This is a genomic window from Halobacteriovorax sp. (assembly GCF_041587335.1).
In the GTDB taxonomy this organism is placed as follows: Bacteria; Bdellovibrionota; Bacteriovoracia; order Bacteriovoracales; family Bacteriovoracaceae; genus Halobacteriovorax.
In genome coordinates, this window is the sequence record NZ_JBFGYP010000009.1 from 25,619 (window position 1) to 46,529 (window position 20,911).

General features: G+C 34.5%; 22 protein-coding genes, 1 tRNA gene and 1 pseudogene. 14 read left to right on the plus strand and 10 right to left on the minus strand.

Annotated features, from left to right (window positions below; genetic code table 11):
- Position 1: 1 nt before the first annotated feature.
- Complete coding sequence (locus tag ABX784_RS02765; RefSeq protein ID WP_372652284.1) at positions 2-1,762, plus strand: ABC transporter ATP-binding protein; 1,761 nt, start codon at positions 2-4, stop codon at positions 1,760-1,762.
- A gap of 1 nt (position 1,763) precedes the next feature.
- Here the strand turns inward: ABX784_RS02765 and ABX784_RS02770 are convergent, their stop codons facing one another.
- From ABX784_RS02770 to ABX784_RS02780, 3 genes are read right to left on the minus strand one after another with little or no spacing between them, the layout of a single operon-like run.
- Positions 1,764-2,477 carry a substrate-binding periplasmic protein gene (locus ABX784_RS02770; protein WP_372652286.1) on the minus strand — a complete coding sequence of 238 codons (714 nt, stop codon included), beginning with the start codon at positions 2,475-2,477 and terminating at the stop codon, positions 1,764-1,766.
- A 4-nt stretch (positions 2,478-2,481) separates the two neighbouring features.
- Positions 2,482-2,832 (minus strand): hypothetical protein, encoded by a 351-nt coding sequence (locus ABX784_RS02775; RefSeq protein ID WP_372652288.1) that lies wholly within the window; start codon positions 2,830-2,832, stop codon positions 2,482-2,484.
- Positions 2,829-3,125: a hypothetical protein gene (locus ABX784_RS02780; protein WP_372652290.1), complete on the minus strand. Its 297-nt coding sequence runs from the start codon at positions 3,123-3,125 to the stop codon at positions 2,829-2,831. Before ABX784_RS02780 ends, ABX784_RS02775 begins: the two co-directional genes overlap by 4 nt.
- A gap of 41 nt (positions 3,126-3,166) precedes the next feature.
- Between ABX784_RS02780 and ABX784_RS02785 the strand changes: the two genes are divergently transcribed.
- The 5 genes from ABX784_RS02785 to ABX784_RS02805 all read left to right on the plus strand — a co-directional run bounded on the left by ABX784_RS02785 (position 3,167) and on the right by ABX784_RS02805 (position 9,758).
- A complete protein-coding gene (locus ABX784_RS02785) occupies positions 3,167-3,934 on the plus strand; it encodes a hypothetical protein (protein ID WP_372652292.1) in 768 nt (255 codons plus the stop codon).
- On the plus strand, positions 3,934-6,075 hold the full coding sequence (locus tag ABX784_RS02790; RefSeq protein ID WP_372652294.1) for a LysM peptidoglycan-binding domain-containing protein: 2,142 nt from the start codon (positions 3,934-3,936) through the stop codon (positions 6,073-6,075). The genes ABX784_RS02785 and ABX784_RS02790 overlap by 1 nt, the downstream gene beginning before the upstream one ends.
- An 84-nt stretch (positions 6,076-6,159) precedes the next feature.
- Positions 6,160-8,703, plus strand: coding sequence for a type I DNA topoisomerase (topA, locus tag ABX784_RS02795; protein ID WP_372652296.1), 2,544 nt, complete (start codon positions 6,160-6,162; stop codon positions 8,701-8,703).
- Positions 8,703-9,674 (plus strand): DUF368 domain-containing protein, encoded by a 972-nt coding sequence (locus tag ABX784_RS02800; RefSeq protein WP_372652298.1) that lies wholly within the window; start codon positions 8,703-8,705, stop codon positions 9,672-9,674. The genes topA and ABX784_RS02800 overlap by 1 nt, the downstream gene beginning before the upstream one ends.
- A 7-nt stretch (positions 9,675-9,681) precedes the next feature.
- A tRNA-Arg gene (locus ABX784_RS02805) sits at positions 9,682-9,758 on the plus strand.
- A gap of 74 nt (positions 9,759-9,832) precedes the next feature.
- On the opposite strand, the pseudogene ABX784_RS02810 reads toward ABX784_RS02805, so the two are convergent.
- From ABX784_RS02810 to ABX784_RS02830, 5 genes and pseudogenes are all read right to left on the minus strand, one after another.
- Positions 9,833-10,264, minus strand: a pseudogene (locus ABX784_RS02810) (recombinase family protein); the annotation flags it as partial.
- A gap of 84 nt (positions 10,265-10,348) precedes the next feature.
- On the minus strand, positions 10,349-11,236 hold the full coding sequence (locus ABX784_RS02815; protein ID WP_372652300.1) for a hypothetical protein: 888 nt from the start codon (positions 11,234-11,236) through the stop codon (positions 10,349-10,351).
- 65 nt (positions 11,237-11,301) lie between these two features.
- Positions 11,302-11,523 carry a hypothetical protein gene (locus ABX784_RS02820; RefSeq protein WP_372652302.1) on the minus strand — a complete coding sequence of 74 codons (222 nt, stop codon included), beginning with the start codon at positions 11,521-11,523 and terminating at the stop codon, positions 11,302-11,304.
- A 145-nt stretch (positions 11,524-11,668) separates the two neighbouring features.
- Positions 11,669-11,980, minus strand: a complete 312-nt coding sequence (locus ABX784_RS02825) for a PDZ domain-containing protein (protein ID WP_372652306.1) — start codon at positions 11,978-11,980, stop codon at positions 11,669-11,671.
- Between the two features lie 106 nt (positions 11,981-12,086).
- A complete protein-coding gene (locus tag ABX784_RS02830; protein ID WP_372652308.1) occupies positions 12,087-12,494 on the minus strand; it encodes a hypothetical protein in 408 nt (135 codons plus the stop codon).
- Positions 12,495-12,887: 393 nt separating this feature from the next.
- On the opposite strand from ABX784_RS02830, the gene ABX784_RS02835 reads away from it, so the two are divergent.
- The 4 genes from ABX784_RS02835 to ABX784_RS02850 all read left to right on the plus strand — a co-directional run bounded on the left by ABX784_RS02835 (position 12,888) and on the right by ABX784_RS02850 (position 15,974).
- Positions 12,888-13,259 carry a hypothetical protein gene (locus ABX784_RS02835; RefSeq protein WP_372652310.1) on the plus strand — a complete coding sequence of 124 codons (372 nt, stop codon included), beginning with the start codon at positions 12,888-12,890 and terminating at the stop codon, positions 13,257-13,259.
- Positions 13,259-13,618, plus strand: coding sequence for a hypothetical protein (locus ABX784_RS02840; RefSeq protein ID WP_372652312.1), 360 nt, complete (start codon positions 13,259-13,261; stop codon positions 13,616-13,618). Before ABX784_RS02835 ends, ABX784_RS02840 begins: the two co-directional genes overlap by 1 nt.
- The gene (locus ABX784_RS02845; protein WP_372652314.1) at positions 13,618-13,887 is read left to right on the plus strand and encodes a TMEM165/GDT1 family protein; all 270 of its coding nucleotides are present in this window, start codon (positions 13,618-13,620) and stop codon (positions 13,885-13,887) included. The genes ABX784_RS02840 and ABX784_RS02845 overlap by 1 nt, the downstream gene beginning before the upstream one ends.
- 107 nt (positions 13,888-13,994) lie before the next feature.
- Complete coding sequence (locus ABX784_RS02850) at positions 13,995-15,974, plus strand: ATP-binding protein (RefSeq protein WP_372652316.1); 1,980 nt, start codon at positions 13,995-13,997, stop codon at positions 15,972-15,974.
- Here the strand turns inward: ABX784_RS02850 and ABX784_RS02855 are convergent.
- A complete protein-coding gene (locus tag ABX784_RS02855) occupies positions 15,971-16,516 on the minus strand; it encodes a pentapeptide repeat-containing protein (RefSeq protein WP_372652318.1) in 546 nt (181 codons plus the stop codon). The genes ABX784_RS02850 and ABX784_RS02855 overlap by 4 nt on opposite strands.
- Before the next feature lie 144 nt (positions 16,517-16,660).
- Positions 16,661-17,164, minus strand: a complete 504-nt coding sequence (locus tag ABX784_RS02860; RefSeq protein WP_372652320.1) for a murein L,D-transpeptidase family protein — start codon at positions 17,162-17,164, stop codon at positions 16,661-16,663.
- Positions 17,165-17,341: 177 nt separating this feature from the next.
- Here ABX784_RS02860 and ABX784_RS02865 point away from each other — a divergent pair, with 177 nt between their 5' ends.
- The 4 genes from ABX784_RS02865 to ABX784_RS02880 form a co-directional block, all read left to right on the plus strand.
- The gene (locus ABX784_RS02865; protein ID WP_372652323.1) at positions 17,342-19,306 is read left to right on the plus strand and encodes a hypothetical protein; all 1,965 of its coding nucleotides are present in this window, start codon (positions 17,342-17,344) and stop codon (positions 19,304-19,306) included.
- A 64-nt stretch (positions 19,307-19,370) separates the two neighbouring features.
- Positions 19,371-19,973 (plus strand): pyridoxamine 5'-phosphate oxidase, encoded by a 603-nt coding sequence (gene pdxH, locus ABX784_RS02870; protein WP_372652325.1) that lies wholly within the window; start codon positions 19,371-19,373, stop codon positions 19,971-19,973.
- 3 nt (positions 19,974-19,976) lie between these two features.
- Positions 19,977-20,534, plus strand: a complete 558-nt coding sequence (locus tag ABX784_RS02875) for a hypothetical protein (protein WP_372652327.1) — start codon at positions 19,977-19,979, stop codon at positions 20,532-20,534.
- A 91-nt stretch (positions 20,535-20,625) separates the two neighbouring features.
- Positions 20,626-20,911, plus strand: a 286-nt coding sequence (locus ABX784_RS02880) for a hypothetical protein (RefSeq protein ID WP_372652328.1), incomplete at its 3' end; no start/stop codon positions are given.

Here is a 20,911-nt window from a genome sequence, read left to right on the forward strand (position 1 = left end):
TTTGAAAGAAGAAACAACTCCACTTAAAAGATTATTGAAGTATATGCAGGCCAGACGACAAGATGTCTGGCTGGCTTCTATATATTCAGTTTTAAATAAAATTTTTGATATAGCTCCTCCCTTACTTATTGGTATGACAGTTGATGTTGTCGTAAAGAAAGAGGACTCCTTCGTCGCAGGCTTTGGGTTTAAGACTATGATGGAGCAGATTTACGCTATTGCTGCACTTACGATCGCAGTATGGGTATTGGAGTCGTTCTTTGAATATCTATTGAAAGTAAAGTGGAGAGGTCTTGCTCAAAATGTTCAAAATGATTTAAGACTAGATACTTACACTCATGTTCAAAAGTTAGAGCTAAGTTATTTTGAAAATAAAAGTACTGGTAACTTAATTTCAATAATGAATGATGATGTTAATCAACTTGAGCGCTTTCTAGACGATGGAGCAAACTCTCTCATTCAAGTAGCAACTACAGTTATAAGTATTGGAATTATATTTTTCTACTTTTCTCCTCTTATTGCTGCACTTTCATTTCTTCCTGTCCCACTGGTTCTTTTTGGGTCATACTTTTTTCAAAAAAGAATCGAAAAACTTTATAGAAATGTAAGAGACAATGCAGGTCTACTCAATAGTATTTTAAATAATAACCTTGCAGGTATTGCCACGATTAAGAGTTATTGTGCTGAAAAGTTTGAAATATCTAGAATCAAAGATCAAAGTACAAACTATGCTGAAGCAAACTTTTCAGCAATTAGACTGAGTTCTCTTTTTTCCCCACTGATTAGAATGGTTATTCTTTGTGGCTTTTTAATGACTATGATCGTTGGAGCGCACAAAGTTCAAACTGGATATCTTGAAATTGGTTCTTATAGTGTATTGATCTTTTTAACTCAGAGACTGTTGTGGCCTTTGACATCTTTAGGTCAAACATATGATCTCTTTCAAAGAGCTATGGCCTCTGCGAATAGAATCTTCGACTTAATGGAAACTCCTCTTGGTATTCAAGACGGGACTATGATGGCCTCAGATAAGGTAGGAGATGTACATTTTAGTAATGTTACTTTTGCTTACGAAGAAGGATTTGAAGTTTTAAACAATATAGATATTAAAGTTGAGTCTGGTAAGACGATTGCTATCGTAGGCTCTACTGGTTCGGGTAAGAGTACGCTTGTTAAATTGTTACTTCGATTTTACGACTGTTCTAAAGGCTTTATATCTCTAGGGGATAATAAAGTTACAGATATATCTCAAGAGGACCTTAGACGAAATATTTCTTATGTCGGACAAGATAATTATCTTTTTCACGGAACTGTTGAAGAGAATATTGCTTATGGACTTACAGATGTAAGCACAGAATCCGTAATTGAAGCAGCTAAAATGGCCGAAGCCCATGAGTTCATCATGTCGCTACCAATGAAGTATAAAACTATAGTAGGCGAAAGAGGTCAGAAGCTCTCTGGGGGTCAGAGACAGAGGATTTCAATTGCGAGAGCAGTAATGAAGAATTCTCCTGTGTTTATTTTTGATGAAGCAACTTCAGCTGTTGATAATGAAACAGAAGCGGCAATTCAAAGGTCTTTAGACAAGATAACGAATGAGAAGACAACTATAGTTATCGCTCATAGACTTTCTACTATTAGACATGCTCATCAAATTTATGTACTTGAAAGCGGTTCCGTTAAAGAGAAAGGAACTCATGAAGAGTTATTGATGATGAATGGTCTTTATAAAAATTTATGGAGTGTTCAAACTGGAGAGTAACTTAGAAGTTAAGTAACTCTTCATACATATCTGTTCTTTTTAACTTTCTTAATCCTTCGTCAAGTTTTTTTGAGAGGGCCTTAGACTTAGGACTATCTTTATTGAAGGCCAGGTAGATACTACTTGTATGACTGGGCTTATTCTTTATATTTTTTTTAGTACCTGGCATTCTATCTAGGTGGTACTTTGCAACTTCATCATACATTATGGTTATTGCTGGCCTGTTACTAATAAGCATATTGATTATTTGCTCTTGGCTATGAACGTATTCAATATCAAACTTATGCTTATGTTGTTCAAAGTCCTTACCATATTCAAAGCCTCTAATTAGAATAAAGGCCGTGCCTTTTGGTAAGTCCTTTAAGCTTCTAAATTTGAACGATCTTTTTTTATGGTAGAAGAATGAAGCTTTCGCTTTTAATATTGGCTCTTTACCAAAGTGAAACTTACCTAAAGTTGATGGCTGCTTTGATACATTAAAAAATCCATCTAGTTGTCCATTTAATACTTTCTTTTCTGCACGTGCATATGGATAGGAGTCAATCTTTACTTTAACTCCTGACTTTTGAAATGCTTTCTTTATGATGACTTGAGAAACTCCAATTTCATTTTGGCCGGAGTATGGTGGCCAATTGTCTTCAGCTGCTAGGTTCGCCTCAAGAGCTATAGTGCTAGCTGATATAGAAGCGATTATAAGTAGCAGGATTGTTTTCATACAATTATAGTTCGTACGGATACACACACTCATAGTCAATAAATCGAACTTTCGAACCAATGAAGACCTTCATGTTTCCACCATACTTCTCTTTCTTTTCTTCCGGTGCAAGTGTTTCTTCTTTTACTATTTTAAATGGCGTAGGGTGACAAACTGATCTTATTCTAGCTATGGCCTTATTTCTGCGCATTTTTGTAAGATGCTCAATTCCATAAGGATTATAGACAACTGTTCCACCAATATTTTTGCCTTTCTTGGTTAGAATTACTTCTAATTCTGGTGCAATTCCATTTGTTATGCTTGAGCAACCGGAAATAAATGCCGTCGTAAGTAATAATAGAATCATTTTCTTCATATACTATCCTCTTTAGACTCATCGAGTAAAATTTCAAATGGAACTTTGTTTTGCAGTGTGTTCAAAACGTGACGTAATTCTTGTTCAAGTCCCGCATGTGCCTTTATTGTTATATCTCTATAGGTTTCTTTTAAAGATTCTTCTAAAGTAGAGTAGAAACATAGCCCCTCATTTGCCTCTAGTTGAAAATACGTAAAAGCTGCATCGGCTTTAGGAACCCTAATTATTAAATGAATTACTCGGTTATTGTCAGATTTGTGAGTCATTGCGTTGCCACCAATTTCATTTTCCATTACTATATTATTAAGAGCTTATATGTCATGGAGGACGAAAAGTGAAAAGTATTTCTGAAAAATTCTTGTTAAAGTTTACAAGTGCTTTAACTCTTCGAAATTTTTTAAGTTTCTCACTCGTTTTGACTCTTTCTTCGTGTTCTTGGATTAGTAGTAAAAGAAGTTTATTTGGTGATGATACCAATGAAACTAAAGATGAAGTAAGAAGTGCTAAGCTACAAACTGTTCCTAAGGAGCAGTATGAACAACTTCAAAAAAAATATAACGAGCTTTTATCTAAGACTAAAGAGCTTCCTGTTCAACAAGAAGCGCCACAGATGGCCCCTGAAGATATTGTAAACCAACTCAACCAAGCAAAAGAGAGTTCTGACTTAGTAGAGACAGTAGATGTCTTTGGTAAAGATCCTATTCCTAAGAAAATTAACTCTATCGATACTAGACAAGTTGTTGCAGCTGTAGAAGTTCCGGCTTCAGAGGTAGAGTCACAAATTATTAAATTAGAAAGAGCACAAATATTAACATCACAAAATAAATTTGATCAATCTCTATCAATTCTCAAGGGGCTTGAAAATTCTAACGTTAGGCAAATAAAAGTTAGGGCCAAGTATGAAATAGGTGAGTTGCTATTTATCCAAGGTGAGTACGATCTTGCAATGCAAGTCTTTGAAGAAATCATACATAGGGAAGCATTTTCGGGAATTGTCCTAAAAGTTTTAGGGCGATTAATCGTTTGTAGTGACAAGTTAAAGTTATCTAAAAAGAAGCAAAAGTATTATTCAATTCTTCATGACTTTTTTGAGCAGGCTTAATGAAAAAAAATAAGATACTAAATTTATTTCTACTTATTCTTATTTCTCAGAGCTCTTTTGCTCAGGATTTAGACGGATTAGATCTGATGGATGAATCTGATATATCTGTTTTAAGAGAAGAAACAAGTAGTCCAAGTAGTGCAATAGATCTCTCTTCTATGGAAGAGATAGATGACTTAGAGTCATTGAAAGAAGATGTTGGCGAAGAGCTATTTGAAGATAAAGCTGAAGCAGCTATTAAAAAATCTCAGGCAACAATCTCTCTTGATGAAGAACCAGAAATAGTAATAAAAGAAAATGTGACTATTAGTAATGAGAATACTCGAATCGGAGATACATCTTCAGAGAAGACTGAAATATTTGATGTAGGCCAAGAGGAGAGTGAGCTCTTAGAGTTATCAAAGTATGTAGAAACCAAAATACCATCAAAAGAGTGGGAAGAGATATCCACAGGATCAAAGCTTGATAGATATATCATTCAAGAGGGTGATTGGTTATGGAAAATTTCTCAAAAGCTATTTGGTTCAGGATTCTATTACTCTAAAATTTGGTCATTAAACCCTCATATCACAAATCCTCATGAGATTGAGCCAGGTATGGTTCTTGCCTTTGATACAGGTAGTTCTGAGGAAATGCCTTCGATTGAGGTGAGCTCATTTGATGAAGCACTAAATCCTTCAAAGAAGGGTGGAAACGATGGGATAAAGTCTCAACAACTTGATTTCTCTTCTTTTGGTGAGAATGTTGAGCCCGATTGGATTAAGGAAAGAAATAAACTCATCTCTGAGGGAGCATATTTTCAATATGCTTCTGTGGATACATATGAAGATCTATTTGAGATTGGAAATCTACAGCTTAGAAATGAATACAAAAAGTACGACCCACCAGTTCCAGATATTGTAATCCAAGAGCCTGGGGATGAGTATGATAGTTCTGGTTTTGATAGAAGCTCTAGAATTACTTTTGATATTAAAGAAGGATTCTATTTAAATACATTTATAACGACAAATGTAGTGCAGGACTTAGGAGAGATTGAGGCAACTCAAAAAGAGGCCATCTTTATTCAGAAGTTTGATAAGATTTATGTGAAGTTTGATAACTCAGTTAAAGTTAAGCCAGGTGACAAGTTCTCTGTATACTCAGCTGCAGGTAAGAGTACTCATGCAATATCTGATAGATCAGGATATAAGTACTACATATCAGGACAAGTTAAAGCACTTAGAAAGATTAATCACCTTTGGGAGTGTGAAGTTTTTGATCTTACAGGAATGGTTTCTAGAAAGGATAGATTGACTGTCTATACTCCTAAAATTAATAGAATTACTAAAACATTTAATAAGAGAAATATTGAAGGTGCAATTATTGATACCTTTAAAGACACGATTAATGGAATATCATTTGGTGATGTTGTCTATTTAGATAGAGGGCGCGCTGATGGAGTAGAACTTGGAAATGTCTTTGAACTATTCTCATTTAAAGATTACGGAACGGAAAAGAAGATTACCCCAGATCCTACATATAAAATAGGTGAAGCCGTAGTTATAACGCTTACTGATAATTTCTCAACAGTTCTAATTACAAATAGTAAGCTTGATATACCTGTCGCAACTCTTGCGCTGTCAAAAACAGAAGAGCAAGCCGCGAGGGCTTCAATGCTTAGAAAGGGTGTCGACTTAGCAGAAGTTAGTGCCACAGAGCAAAATGCCCTTGATGAATTGGATGTTGAATTAAATCTAGATGATATATCTGAAGATTTACTCAAGGCAGCAGATAGAGTTCAATTAACGGACGATGAACTCGAAGAGCTAGAAAGACAAGAGCGTGAGAAGTCTATTATTAAAGACCATGAGAAAGATCTTCTAGAACTTGAAAGACTAGAGTCAGAGATAGTAGAAGCTGAATCTGCACTAAACGAAGCAAGAGTAGATGAGGACAAGTTCTTAGAACAGCAGAATCTTGACACAGTGGAAGGTAATCTAACTCAGAAAGATCCTGACGCATTCGAGTCATTAAATGATATTGAAAATGAGGCCGGACTCAAGTATATGGATGAGGATATAAATTCTAAAGAAAACCCATACGGTTTAACGGAATTTGATCTTGAAGAGATTGACGAGTTGTTAAATACTGACACATTATAGAAGTCTCTATAAGAATTTAAATTATGCTAATAGTCAAAAAAGGGTGAAGCTTGCTTCGCCCTTCATTTTAATAAGGATATTCATATGGCCAGCTCAGAAGCTGTAGAAGAAACAAAGTCTTCTAAGAAAACAGCAAAAAAGACCGCCGCAAAAAAAGCTACTTCTAAAAAGAAGACTGCTAAGAAGAAAGTTGCTAAAAAAGCAGCCAAAAAAACGGCAAAGAAAACAACATCTAAGAAAAAAACCTCAAAGAAAAAAACAGGTAAAAGAGACCTCGGTGATTACAGTCTTGTTATTGTGGAGTCACCTTCTAAGGCCAAAACAATTAAGAAGTATCTTGGTCGTGGCTACCAGGTTGTAGCGTCAAATGGACATATTAAAGATCTTCCAAAGTCTAAACTTGGTGTTGATGTAAAAGAAAACTTCCAGATTGACCTTGTTCCAATTACTGGAAAGAAAGATAAAATTGAAAGAATTCAAGAACTCGCTAAAGATGCTCAAGCTATCTACCTCGCTCCCGATATGGACCGCGAAGGAGAGGCGATCGCTCACCATTTAGCAGAAGAAATCGGTAAGAAAAAGAAGATGTTCAGAGTTGTATTTAATGCGGTAACAAAAGCTGCAGTAAATAACGCAATTGAAAATCCAACTGAACTAAATAAGTCTATGTATGAGTCTCAGCAAACGAGACGTATTCTTGATAGACTCGTTGGTTATAAAATTTCTCCTATCCTTTGGGATAAAGTACAAAGAGGAATTTCAGCGGGTCGTGTACAGTCTGTTGCTCTTAGAATTATTGTTGAAAGAGAAGATGAAGTTAACGCATTTGTCCCAGAGCAATGGTTCTCAATTCATGGTGTGTGCGAGAAAGATGCACAAAAATTTGAAGTTAAGTATTATGGTGAGTCTGCATCAAAGAAGACTGACCTAACTGATAAAGATCTTGTAGATAAAATCCTTAAAGATGTTAAAGGAAAAGATCTAGAAGTTATTGACGTTAAAAAGAAAGAAAGAAAACAAAACCCAACGCCTCCATTTACAACATCTAAACTTCAGCAGGAAGCGGCCAATAAACTTGGTTACACTGCTAAGAGAACAATGATGACAGCTCAAAAGCTGTATGAAGGTATTCAGCTTACTGAACACGGTATGCAGGGTCTTATTACTTATATGAGAACTGACTCTGTTAGAACTGCTCCTGAAGCAATGGCCGAACTTAGAGAGTTCGTCTCTGATAAGTATGGAAAAGATTATTTATCTGTAGAGCCAATAGAATATAAGAAAAAAGGAAGCTCTAAGGTACAAGATGCCCATGAGGCCATCCGTCCAACAAGTTTAGCTTTTACTCCTGACTCGGTTAGAGGGGATTTAGAGCCTGACCAACAAAAACTCTATGAACTGATCTGGAATAAATTTATTTCTTCTCAGATGAGCCAGGCCATTATTGATCAAACAACTGTCATGATGGAAAGAGAAGGTCACTTCTTTAAGGCCAATGGGTCAATTATTAAATTTCCTGGTTTTAGAACTGTCTATCTTGAAGCTGCTGCAGAGAAGAGATCTCGAAAGGGTGGAGAAGATGAGGACGACAATGAGTCTGGAGATGTTAAGAGTGGTATTCTTCCTGTTATCAATGAAGGAGAGTCTTTCACTCCGATTGAAGGTCCAAAAGAGCAAGAACACTGGACTTCACCACCTCCAAGATATAATGAAGCTTCGCTAGTTAAGTCCCTTGAAGAGTTTGGAATTGGTAGACCATCTACATATGCTGCAATTATTTCAAATATTCAAGACAGAGGATATGTAGAAAAAACAGAGAATAGATTCCTTCCTACAGAACTCGGTATTGTCGTTTGTAGAATGCTAGTAGAGAGTTTTCCTAATGTAATGAATATTAAATTTACTGCAGGGGTAGAAGAGCTATTAGATCAAATTGAAGATGGAACAATAAAATATAAAAAAGTTCTTAAGGAGTTTTGGAAAGAGTTTGAAGTTACTCTAGAAAAAGCAAAAGAAGAAATGAAGAACCTTAAGAAGCAATTGATACCTACAGGTATTAACTGTGTTAAGTGTGAAGACGGTGAGTACCACATTAAGTGGGGAAGAAACGGACAGTTCTTTGCTTGTTCAAATTACCCTGACTGTAACTCAACTCAAGACTTTAAAAAGCATCTCGATGGAAGTTATGAAATCCTTCCTAAGAATTGGTTTCATGATAACTGTCCTACGTGTAGTAAGCGCTTAGAGGTTAAAAAAGGTAAGTACGGAAGATTTGTTAGATGTGAGGATTATCCTCAGTGTGATACTACTCTTCCATATACTCTTGATATCAAATGTCCAGAGTGTAATATTGGTAAATTTGCTGAAAAGAAAAGTCGTTACGGTAAAATATTTTACGGTTGTTCTCATTATCCAAATTGCGAGAACGCATCATGGACTAAACCGTATGTTCAAGATTGTCCGTCTTGTGGTTACGGAATCATGGGATTCAAAGAAACTAAAAGAGATGGAAAGCATCTTGAGTGTGCTAAGTGTAAGTTCAAATTAGAATGGGAACAGACTAAGTACGGTAAAGAAGAGCTTGAAAAACAAAAGAAAGAAGAAGAAGCGCTAAAGGGAAATAGTTAATGCAGACTTGGAAAGAAGCTTGGAATGAAACTCCTGGTCCAAAGACTAAGGCAGAGTATTTAAAGATTTCTCTTAAAGGTTTCTGCATGGGGACAGCTGATCTAATCCCAGGAGTATCTGGTGGTACAGTTGCCTTTATTACTGGAATTTATGAGCCTTTACTTGAAGCCGTTGCATCAATAAAGAAAGACTTTTTTATTAATTTAGTGACTCTTAAGTGGAAGGATGCACTGTCATCTGTTCACTTAAGATTTTTAATCCCACTTGCATTTGGAATGATCTTTGCGATTCTCTCACTTGCTAGGTTAATGCACTATTTGATTAATGAGCAGCCTATACCAACTTGGTCAGCATTCTTTGGACTAATCGCTGCTTCAATTATTGTTATATGGAAGGATATTGAGAACCCTACTAAGCCATCTAATATGATGTTCATTGGACTAGGGGCGATTATAGCTTGGGTATTAGTGAGTTTAATTCCTGTGACAACACCATTTGATTGGTGGTTTATTTATCTCTGTGGTGTGATTGGTATTACAGCAATGATTTTACCGGGCCTTAGTGGATCATTTCTTCTTCTTATTCTAGGTAAGTATGAGTATATAACTGGTGCAGTTAAGAATCCTTTTATTGCTGATAATATTGTGACTTTATTGATATTTCTATGTGGTACTATTTCTGGTTTATTAGGGTTTTCAAAAATTCTAAATTACTTTATGAAGCACTATAGACCTCAGACTATGGCTATCTTGACTGGTATTTTAATTGGTTCAATGAAGAAAGTTTGGCCATGGAAAGAAGTTCTAGAAACTAAGGTCATTCGTGGTAAAGTTAGAATACTTAGAGAAGCAAATATTTTTCCATCTGAATTTAATTCTCAAACAGCTTTAGCTATAGCTTTAATTATTGGAAGCTTTGCTGTAATTTTATTAATGGAAAAATACGGATCAAGAAAAGCAGAAAATATTTAAGGCATAAGGGGCGTTAGCTCAGCTGGATAGAGTAGGAGGCTTCGAACCTCTTGGTCGGGGGTTCGAATCCCTCACGCCCCGCCATTTTTCTATATTTTTTATATCAACGAACATATCGAAGGGCTTTTTGTAATCATATCGTACACTTGCATCTTCAATTACAGGGTTCGATAGTACCAAACTAATGAGTTCTCGTTTTTTAGTTTTTCATCAAGACCTTTTCTGACTTCCTCTGAAAGGTTATCAACGTAGTTCTTGGCCATTAAGACTTTTATCCCATGCATGAAATTTTGACTTGAACCTGACTCCTTAGAAATTATCTCTCCTTCTTTAGCTAAGTGAATTTCTAAGTTCATTGCTTCATAGTCGATTTTAGTCCAATCCTTTATGTTGCGATAAAGCCAATCTGTCTTTTCAATAAGAATGATATTTATATCATCATGTTCAGTGATGTAGTCGAGTATACTTCCAAATTGCTTTCTTCTTGCTTTTTTAGCAGTTTCTGCTTCTTTGAATGCCTTAGATACTTGGATGTTGTTCTTTGCTGCATAGTCTTCGAGGTATCTCAACTGAGCGGGTATAGAAAATCCTTTTTCTTGCTCTCTTGAATAGCAGTAAACTTCTTTTTTAAATTCTCAGGTTCAAGTGCAAGTTTACGAGGCATTACAAATTACTTATAGTGAATTGTTCACTAATGTTGCTTTACCTAGCATCTTCTCAAGAACAAGTTTGCTTTTTACAAAATGTCCGCCGCCATAAACGATAAGAACTTTTTTGTGATTATTTAAGGCATTTGCAACTCTACTGAGTAGGTTCCTTTCTCGTGTTATTCCTATTTTATGATTCACCTGTTGAAAGAAAGAGCCATTTGATATGGGAGCAACGTCGTTATTCTTCAACTGTTTGATGTTGTAGTTATTGCCTGACTTTTCTGAGTACCAAACTTTAAAGCCATCGTAGCTTATGTTTACAGTGTTATTAAACCGCTTTTTTATCACAGGTATAAAATTAGAAAGCATTTCTTTAGCATTTAAGTCACTAATTTTGTTTTGTCTTTTCCATTGGATAGAAATTCTAAGAAGGTAAAAATAAGCTACATCCTCACCGGCAAGACCATTTAGTTTCGCTGATTCAATAACCTGCATGTCACTTGGTTCTCCTCCCTCAAAAGGAATTTTTTTATTGAGAGCATTGAAAGAAACAAAAGAAGGTTCACCACATCGTCGATTATCATCTTTAAAGCACTTTTTGACATGCTTTATAAAACCCCTTGAAACTTCACCAGACTTAATCCCTTCAACAATTACAAAATCAGGCCTAAAGTCATTAAATGCCTTTGAGATAATTTTAAAGGTTTTACTATTTCTATCTGATGTATGATCAGCAGCTATATAGAAAAGTTCCTTACCATTTTTGTTAAATTTCGAATAATAAGGTGCTTTAAAAGGTTCTTCTTTTTGAAGATCAAAACTATAGTTTCTAATAAGAGAGTAGTCTGGCTTAAAACTAGTTGCACATGCAGTTAAACTCATTGATAGCAATATCAAAACCATTATTTTCATTTAGAAACCCCTTAACTTATATTTGAATGAATTGTCGGATATAGAAGTGTTTTTCTATATTAAACTCATCTCCTTCTTAACTTTGATTCGACCTGTTTGATTAAATGTTTAACTTGGTTCAGATTTATTGGCTTATTATCGGCCATCCATTCAAGTGCATTTAAATGATGCAGTAAGTCTCCTGTTAATACATCCTTATTATTAACCTCTTTCTTTATAAGGTTTAAGCGTTTACTTAATGAAAGACCTTCATCTAAGGCTAACAATATCTTTTCAGCTAGTTTCATAACGCTCTTCCTTGGAGTAAAACTTGATTTTTGGTGATTAAGAGTTCACGGCAAATGGTTCGAAATTCGTCCACTTTGCCCCGCCATTTTTCTATATTTTTTATATCAACGAACATATCAAACGGCTTTTTGTAATCAGAACGAACTAATCTTGAATAGAGTAGTTGAGTTCTTTTTCTTTACCTTCACGAAATACAGTAATGCTTTTGACATTTGCCATACCATTCACGACATCGGAAAGATTGTTGACTTTTTTTCCATTTATTTGAGTTATTTTGTCGTTAGATTTGAGACCAAGTTTTTCGTAGATGCTACCTGTTGAAATATCTTTTAAAAGAAACCCTTTACTCTCACTAGCTTTTAGTTTTATGTCCCTGGCCTTATTAAGAGTATCGTCTATTTCATTTGAGAAGCTCGTTAAAGAAAATAATACAAATAGTAAAAAAGCTAATTTCATTTAAATGTCCCTTATTCATTTTTTTAAGCTTTATCCTTTAGAGGAATTAGTGCAGAGGAACCACTAGTCATCTCCAAAAGTTTAGCCCCTTTTATCAAGCGAGCTATTATAAAGAGCTAGAACATTTATTTAGTGAAACAACACTGTAATCAGTTTCTTTTAAATCTGTTTGTAGGTTTTTTAATTCTTCATAGACACGGTTCTTATCGCCTGTTGAGCTAAATTCAAAACAAAAAGTCGAACCACCCTCTGTTCCAAAAGAGTGCTCCTCAACATTTTCTATATCACCACTATCTTGGAGTCTTTGAATTTCATCTTCAACACTTCTCCAATCAGGGGTACCCATAAAAGCACCATGAACTGAAACTTCAGCCTTTGACTTTGAATCATCGATACTGAAACTTCGACTACCTTGATATTCGGTCTCTTGGGAGTTTATGTATTGAGCTTGAGGTTGGCACGAGCTGATAATGAATATAAGTGTTAAAAAACTTAATGCTTTTGTTATGTTCATAATAAATTCCTTTCATGTCGTATCGTAATAATTATAACTTTATTTAAGAAAAAAGTTAATTTGGAAGGAAGATGGAGCCTAACATACCAAAATTATAGGTTCTTGATAAATACATACATTGCCCACAATAGTCGTGCCCTTATCCTTTTTTAGAAGAAGGTTGAGCAACTCTCTAGTACATGTGTTGTTTGAGCTTCCAACTAGATAAGTCTTAATCGCTTGCTAAGTGAAAAACCTTCATTTATCCTGAAGAGGATTTGTTCCGCAAGTTTCATAGAACCCTTCCTTGGAGAAATTCTTGATTCTTGGTGACAAAGAGTTCACGGCAAATGGTTCGAAATTCGTCCTCTTTGCTAATCAAAGGGTAGTAGCCTTTTTATTTCGAAGAGAAATATGTTTAAGTCAAATTTATCACATTACATACTTGGTTACTCCCTCTCTTTTTTGCTGGGATGTGTTCTTTGTAATTTTCTTTTTATTTACTTCAATATTCCAATGGTTTTAGGTTCATCGTTAGTTGGAATTGTTGGGACATTTATATTTTATAAAAATAAAGAGATTCAAGCAGCAATTTACTGTGGAAGCTTTGCTGGAATGACTGATCCAGTATTATTTTATTCTTGGATCGAATTAATCATCATAAGTATTATTGGTGGAATGATTCTATTCTTTCTTAGGAGAAGTTTAATTGGCCTTGGTGGTAAGCTTGGTGCAGTAGCGTTTTCGAGTCTTTTAACCTTGATGCTATTTAGGGAGATCTTTTAATGATTTTCACTATACTTACTTCATTAGTAACATATGAATTCTCTAAGTTACGTTATGTTGGGGCAATCCGAGCATCTTCTATCGTTGGAATCTGTATCTATTTTATTTGTCTTGAATTTGAATCGTTAGAGCCAAGCTTATTATTTGGAGGAACTTTTGTTGGAATGTGTAGTTCTAATAGGATAAATAGACTAGAGCTTGTATTAGCAACTTTAGTTTATTTTTTTGCTTTATCTTTTCTAAAGAGTTACTTTAATGGAGTTGGAGGACTGCTTGGAATGAGTTCATTCATAGGAGTATCTTCAGTTTTATTATTATCTGTAATGCATAAGAAAGTTTTTTCTTATCGGAGTAAGTAGTGGATTGGTCTGTCTTTAGTGCAACTTTTATTACAATATTTATTGCAGAAATAGGGGATAAGACTCAGTTTGCTGCTTTGGCCGCAGCATCTGAAACTAAGTCTACTTATTCTGTACTATTTGCAACTATTTTGGCCTTATCTTTAGCGGGGACTCTCGGAGTTGTTTTTGGAAGTCTGTTAGGTAAGTATATTGATCCAGTAAAGATGAAGTATGCATCAGGAAGTGCTTTTATTTTGATGGGAGTTTGGATTCTGGTAAAAAAATAAGATCCTGAGCTTTTTTCTCAATCAATCCTTCATTAATTTTTCTTAATATATTCAAAAAATATCATTTATTTCTTTAATCTTCTGTAAAGAATCCGAATAGTTATTCAATGAATGAAAAACCTAAGTCACATTTATCCTTCGAATTGTTGAAGTGGATTTTAATCTGTTCAACTTTTTTTACTTTCTTAGGAACTGGAGTGCAGCTTTATACTGATTACAAGTCTGGGTTAAAAGCCATTCACTCTACGATAGAGCAAATTAAAGATAGTTACGTTCAGTCTATATCAAATAGTTTGTGGAATTTAGATGATGAGCAAATTTCAATTCAAGTTAAAGGGATAAAGAAGCTTAAAGATATTCAATATATTAAAATATCAGAAAAAAGAAATAATAATCTTAAAATCTATTCTGAAGTAGGTGATTATAAGAAAAAAAATATCATTGAGCAGGAGTATGTTCTTGAGTACCGTAGTGGCGATAGCGTGATTGTTATTGGGACGCTCTATGTGCAGGCAACTCTAGAAGGATTATTTTCTAGGTTATTTGATAAAGTATTAGTCATTTTAATCACACAAACGGTAAAAACTTTTATTGTATCTTTTTGTATCCTCTATATCATTCATATTTTAGTGTCTAAGAAAATCATGACACTGGTCTCATTTGCTAAACAATTGAGAATTAAGAATTTAGATTCTCCGATCATTATAGATAGAGAAAATAGTAAACTTGATGAAATTGATGAGCTTGCAAAGTCAATGAATCAGATGAGAGTTCACTTAAAGCTTTCAGTTGATAAAATGAAGCGTAGTGAAAAAAATATTATTGAAGAGAGAGATTATTCAAATGGGCTAATCAATGGAAGTCCTTATATTATTTGTGGTTTAACTACTACTGGGGTTGTTAACTTCCTAAATCCTGTTGGACTTAATATTACAGGGGTTAAAAATAGTGAAATCATAGGAAAAGATTTTTTCAAAACTCTGGGTGTTGAAGGAAATGAGAAGCTTGTAAAAGAGTTCTTAGAAGAAAGTAAGTTTACTGAGGTGAAAGACTTTATTTTACCACTTATTTCAAAGAGGGGTACAGAGATCGTTATAAACTGGTCTACTTTACTTCGAAGAGATGAAGAGGGTGACATTATTGAGATAATAGGTTTCGGTTCTGATATTACTCAAAAACATGCCGCTGAAAAAGAACTCAAAAGGTATCAGCAACAGCTAGAGGTTCTAGTCGAAAAAAGAACTGCTGAAGTAGAGCAAAAGAATGTTGAGCTAAATACAAACCTCAATGAGTTGAAAAATATGCAAACACGTTTAGTTGCCCAAGAGAAACTTGCCTCTCTAGGTAGTTTAACTTCAGGCATTGCTCATGAATTAAATAATCCTTTAAATTTTATAATTAATTTTTCAGATGCCAATAAAGAATCATGTACAGACCTTGAAGAAGAATTAAATAGCACTAGCCCTAACTTTGACGAAATAAAGGAATCCATCAAAGAGCTGAAAAAGTTTAGTGGTATTATTCATATGCATGGAAAGAGGGCCGAAGTTATTATTAGGTCAATGTTGGATCATTCAAGATCTAAAGATTCTGAAAAGTCTCTTGAAAATATTAATCAGTTAATCGAGGACAATGTTAACTTTGCACATCATGCAATCAAAGCTAAGTACCATGGGTTTAACTCAAGGGTTAACTTAGAGTTAGATCCTAAGCTTCCAAGCCTTCTAATTGCCAAGGGAGAGTTTGGTCGAGTTCTTCTCAATATGTTTACAAATGCTTTCTATTCAATGAATTTAAAAAAAGAGAAAGAAGACTCTAATTATGAACCAACTCTTAATATCTCATCTCTCGAAAGTATAGACTCTATTATTATTGTTATTCGTGACAATGGAGTCGGAATAGATAAAGAGAATTTAAGGGATATCTTTGACCCTTTCTTTACCACTAAACCTACAGGTGAGGGCACGGGACTAGGACTTTCATTAAGTCATGAAATCATAGTAGGTATCCACCAAGGTGAACTTGATATTTCAAGTGAAGTTGGAGAGTATGCAGAATTCACAATTAAGATCCCAAAGGAATCTTAATTAACACCTACAAAGTTCATACCTAAGCTATTTGCCATATCTCTAGTAAAAGGAAGTCTTGTATTTATATTATACATAGCACCTTTTAGGTTGCACCCTTCAAATATTACATTTCGAAGATCTGTGTTAGAGAAGTTTGCTTCTTTCAAATTACAATCAATAAACCTACAGTTGATAAGCTTTGACCATCTAAAGTCAGACTTCTGTGCCTTGCAGCTGATAAGTCTAGAGTTTGATAAGTCGACAAATTGAAAATTCACATTTGAAATATTGTCACTTAAGAATTGGTTCGATTGTAAATTAGACCAAGCAAATGATGACTTTTCTAAATTTGTATTTTGAAAAGAAGCCTTCTTAATATTACATTTCTGTAAATTAGACTTAGTCAGGTGAGAGTGTCTTACCTTAATACTATCCATCTTTGAATTTTGGAAAGTAGCTTTTGCCAAATGGCAATTATTGATACTTCCAAGGTTTTCGAAGTTTTCTAGAGTAAAGCAGTTAATCTTTTTGTTCTTAATGCATTGTGTTTTGTTTTCCATATCGTCAATCCTTCTGTGGAATGCAGAAGTATCGTACAAATAAAATTTAAGAATATCGAGTATTTTTCTTTATAATTCGGTTTTTTTATCAATAAAACCTCTTCATATGAGCTAATTACGGAGTGCGCATTGCGTCTTCTTAAGCTAAGGAAGTATTTCTAGCGTAACGCCATTAGGTGTATTATCCCAGATTTCTTGCATATCACTATTAGATACGGCAATACATCCGTTGGTCCAATCCATGTTTAAAAGCATGGATTCTGCAAATCTTCGCTCACCATCTGATAATCTTTGAATCTTATTTGGAAGGCCATGTATAAAGATATTGTCTCCAGGGTCGACTCCAAGCTCTTGAGAGTTACGTATATCATCTCTATTTGGATAAGAGACGTGTAAGCTAAGAAAGTAAGAACTCTTAGGGTTTCTCCAGTCAATTTTATATACGCCTTCAGGTGTTTTATTGTCGCCGCGTTTCTCTTTTGGGCCGATAGGATTTTTACCAAGCATTATATCGTAAGTCTTAAAGACGTTATCATTATGATCAATCAACTCCATTGTTCGAGCAGACTTTTTAACTTCAATCCTTACAATCTTAGCAAAAGTTGCCTGAGAAAATAGAAGTGTAAATAATAATAATAGTTCTTTCATACTGAGGATATAGCCCTCTATTTGATTATAATCAATAATCTGTGAATAATTTACGTTGCCTTGAGCCGTGATTTTAGTAGGTTATAAATTGACAGGGGCTGTAAAATCTCCAATGATCGCTCATTTGAAAAATAATTATTATATAGTCTATCAAAATAAATAGAATCTGGAGCCTAAATGAAAAAGTGGATCATACCCTTATTAATCCAAGCAACTATTAGTTCTACTGCTTTTGCAGGATTAGGAGATGTTTTAAAGCCATCAAATATCCAAGAGAGAGTTAGGACAGAGGTTGCAGATCTAGATATCTCATTTAGAGTTAATTTATTTGACGTGGACCTCTTTGAAGGTCTAGGCATCTCATCTCGCTATAGATATGAAGTAGAGCCTTCGTATATTGCGAATTATTTTACAAGAGTAGATCGTTGGGAGATGAAAACAGATGTCCGCGCTGGTGATATAATTGATGAAGTCATCAAAACTCCTATCTATTTGAATATTGATAGAGATTCAAGTGTCTACTTTGTAAGACAATTTCAATCTAAGTGGGAAGCAACAAAAGCTCCACCTTATTTATTAAATAGACTACCTGTTTCAGCAAGTAGAGCAATAAAGTACCTTGAACCAGGTGACTTTGTGAGTATTCCTTCTGAGATGACTGTAGCATTTGGAGCTTCTTCAGGCTTTCTTGACCAGGTAGATGGTCTGGATGCTGAGGCTGAAGTTTACTATATGCTTAAAGGTAAATTCTTAATCCACATCTTTAGAATGAAAGAGAACAAAGTGAGAGTTAAGCTAATTGCTCAAAAGGTAAATGGAACAGCTGGAGAAGTGTCGGTTGGTGCAGACCTAGAAGTATTTGGAGTTTCTATTGTTGATAAACAAATACGAAAAATATTTGAATTAGATGCTCTAAAAGTAGGGCTTGGAAAAGGAAAAGGGTCTCAATTTCTTATTGATTATATTTTTGACCTAAATGATGAAAAGGCAATTGAAGCCTATAACTCAATTTTATCTTCAACTTATAAATTCAAAGACCTTTCTATATTTAGAGACTTTGTCTCTGGAAATCAGTTAGAGTCAAGCCTGCTTTCTTCATATGAAAAAGCAGATGTTCTTTCAAAAGAAGATAGAGATTTGAAATCTAAAAGAGTTGAAAGAGTTTTTAAAGGATCAAATAACTATGACTACGATAATTCTAGGTTAAAGCTTGGTCTTATTCTTGCGAGTTTTGATAGAAATAACTCATATACTGAAAATCTAGTTTCTTATGACTCTACAGACGGTGAGAGACATTACTACTTCTACCCAATTCATACTAAAACTAAAGATAAGAAAATTGGTATTAGCCCATTTAAGTACAAGGAAAGTATCAAGGTTTCATACTTTGGGTTAGTTCCCGTTGAGAAAGAAGAAGATATTGGAAGTACTTTTTCTGACTATGGTTTTACATACGATCTAAAAGATAAGTTTTTTAGACAATCTGAACAAGTTAAGTTGAAACAGTTGATTAAGGATAATATCCCTAAGTCTGTTTATAATACTATCGACTGGGCAGAGTTCAATGAAACAGAGGCCCATAACTCTGCAAGAGGCTTCTTTCAAGTTATCTTTAAGGCCGAGGCATTTGAAAGTATAAGAGGAATTACTCAGAATGAACTTCATAAGAGACTATTAACTTTCTATAAAGAAAGAGAGTTATTATCTGCTGGACCAGTTCATGGGACCTGGAGAAGAGTTTGGAGAGCAATAACAATTTTAGGAATAACTGAAAGAAGATCTTTAAAGAAAATATCAACAGCATTATATTCAGCAATCAATGATACTGAAATAGGTGCTAAAGAGAGAGTTCGAAAGTTACTCTCATTAAGAGAGAATAACCTTTTTGAAAAAGTTGGAGTAGGGTTCTTAGTGAGTCTTCTACCTAAAGATATTCTAGAAGATAAGATCTTTATTACTCTAGACCTTCACGCTAGAGATACAGAGAATATTAAGTTAAAATTTGGAGATCAAAAATTCTCGAATATATATAATGAATTACGCTTTGCTCACGGTGCGATTAATGATCGCTCTTGGGATCTTAGAATGATGTCTGAAGAAGATATTACTCCAGAAGAAGAAAGTTTTTTATTAAATGAATAACCTAAAGGCCCCATGAGGGCCTTTTTTATTTGTCCAAGAGATTTAAAAATGGCATATTTTATCTATGGAAAATTTAACTAAATTTGATATTTCAAAAAATCCGATTGAAACCTTTTTAAACTGGTTTGATAAAGCAAAAGAACTTGATTCTTACCCAGATGCATTTGCTCTTGCCACAGCAGACAATGAGGGCAATGTTTCTGTTCGATACCTTCTTTATAAAGGTGTAATTGATAATCAATTAGTCTTTTATACAAATTATAATAGTTCAAAGGCCAAGCATCTAGATTTAAACCCAAAGGCCTCGATGGCATTCTTTTGGAGGAACCTAGGTAGGCAGGTAAGAGTTACTGGTACAGTGAAGAAAATGTCTCGAGAGCTTTCTAAGAAGTACTTCGAAGGTCGTGATCGCGATAGTCAAATAGCATCTTATATATCAAGTCAAAGTGAAGTGATTTCTGACAAAGAAACTTTGTTACGAATTCATGCAGAAAAATCAATAGAGTTACAAGGAAAAGATGTTCCATACCCAGAGAATTGGGGTGGTTACTTAGTAGATCCAACTGAGATTGAATTCTTTATCTATGGTGAACATAGGCTAAATGATAGAATTTTATTTAAAGCTCAGTCAGATCAGAACTGGCAGATCAACAGGTTGCAACCTTAATAAATGAATCAATATCTTAGGTTTCTATTACTTCTTTTCGTTCTTTTTTCACATAGTGTATATGCAGCAAGCCTATATGGTGGAGCAGGGTATACTTATAATGTCTTATCTTCTGATATCGATTTTTGGAATGGTGGAGACGGAGTTGACCCATACTTTGTCATTGGTACAAAGATCAATAAACTCTCTCTTGAGTTAACTTATAGATCACTTGAAATTGAAAATATTCATACTACTGCCAGCGGTACTTATGATATTTTGATCACTGATAATTTAATAACACTTGGGAGTAGACTTGATTTGAGTCGTTTTACTCATGCTAACTTTGGTATTGTTAAGCACAGTGTTGATATCTCTTATACTACAAACTCTACAGCCACTCTCAATAAAAACTCTATAGCTGGTGATTCATTTAGTTTATTTGTAGGCGGAGGTTTTCATGGAAGTCTATTTCTTCCTAATTTGAGCTACATAGTTGACTTTAACTACTATCACCGTAGTTCAAAGTTTGGTCTTTTCTCTATTGAAACCGGCATTTTCTACAACTTTTATAATTTCTAAAGTTAATTTTTCTTAATTTAAAAAATAATTCCGATAGGTCAGTTACTCTATGCTTAGAAATAAATCTAGGCTGTTGTTAGGTGTAAAAAAAATGTTCTACAAGTTTTGTACCACATTAATTACAGGCCTACTTTTGGTGCTTTTAACTTCTTGTAATGCTGCTAAGGAAGTGGTTGAAGTAAAGGATCAAGGGAGATTTAACGAGACTCCAACCACGGATCCAACCGAGCCTTCTAATAGTGACATTTCAGCGGTTGATTCAATAATAAAAATTAATAAGACTGATCTCTATATCGGAGAAGAGACAAATATAACCTTCATTGCAAAAGACTCCAATGGAGTTGCAATACAAGAGGGGGGAATGACCGTAACTTTTA

Excerpts from the sequence above, each read along its gene's own strand:
- ABX784_RS02850 (WP_372652316.1), top strand. The coding sequence starts at position 13,995 with ATGAATGAAAAACCTAAGTCACATTTATCCTTCGAATTGTTGAAGTGG.
- ABX784_RS02860 (WP_372652320.1), bottom strand. The coding sequence starts at position 17,164 with ATGAAAGAACTATTATTATTATTTACACTTCTATTTTCTCAGGCAACT.
- ABX784_RS02790 (WP_372652294.1), top strand. The coding sequence starts at position 3,934 with ATGAAAAAAAATAAGATACTAAATTTATTTCTACTTATTCTTATTTCT.
- pdxH (WP_372652325.1), top strand. The coding sequence starts at position 19,371 with ATGGAAAATTTAACTAAATTTGATATTTCAAAAAATCCGATTGAAACC.
- ABX784_RS02830 (WP_372652308.1), bottom strand. The coding sequence starts at position 12,494 with ATGAACATAACAAAAGCATTAAGTTTTTTAACACTTATATTCATTATC.
- ABX784_RS02815 (WP_372652300.1), bottom strand. The coding sequence starts at position 11,236 with ATGAAAATAATGGTTTTGATATTGCTATCAATGAGTTTAACTGCATGT.
- ABX784_RS02775 (WP_372652288.1), bottom strand. The coding sequence starts at position 2,832 with ATGAAGAAAATGATTCTATTATTACTTACGACGGCATTTATTTCCGGT.
- ABX784_RS02835 (WP_372652310.1), top strand. The coding sequence starts at position 12,888 with ATGTTTAAGTCAAATTTATCACATTACATACTTGGTTACTCCCTCTCT.
- ABX784_RS02780 (WP_372652290.1), bottom strand. The coding sequence starts at position 3,125 with ATGGAAAATGAAATTGGTGGCAACGCAATGACTCACAAATCTGACAAT.
- ABX784_RS02875 (WP_372652327.1), top strand. The coding sequence starts at position 19,977 with ATGAATCAATATCTTAGGTTTCTATTACTTCTTTTCGTTCTTTTTTCA.
- ABX784_RS02840 (WP_372652312.1), top strand. The coding sequence starts at position 13,259 with ATGATTTTCACTATACTTACTTCATTAGTAACATATGAATTCTCTAAG.
- ABX784_RS02820 (WP_372652302.1), bottom strand. The coding sequence starts at position 11,523 with ATGAAACTAGCTGAAAAGATATTGTTAGCCTTAGATGAAGGTCTTTCA.
- ABX784_RS02825 (WP_372652306.1), bottom strand. The coding sequence starts at position 11,980 with ATGAAATTAGCTTTTTTACTATTTGTATTATTTTCTTTAACGAGCTTC.
- ABX784_RS02800 (WP_372652298.1), top strand. The coding sequence starts at position 8,703 with ATGCAGACTTGGAAAGAAGCTTGGAATGAAACTCCTGGTCCAAAGACT.
- ABX784_RS02770 (WP_372652286.1), bottom strand. The coding sequence starts at position 2,477 with ATGAAAACAATCCTGCTACTTATAATCGCTTCTATATCAGCTAGCACT.
- topA (WP_372652296.1), top strand. The coding sequence starts at position 6,160 with ATGGCCAGCTCAGAAGCTGTAGAAGAAACAAAGTCTTCTAAGAAAACA.
- ABX784_RS02865 (WP_372652323.1), top strand. The coding sequence starts at position 17,342 with ATGAAAAAGTGGATCATACCCTTATTAATCCAAGCAACTATTAGTTCT.
- ABX784_RS02855 (WP_372652318.1), bottom strand. The coding sequence starts at position 16,516 with ATGGAAAACAAAACACAATGCATTAAGAACAAAAAGATTAACTGCTTT.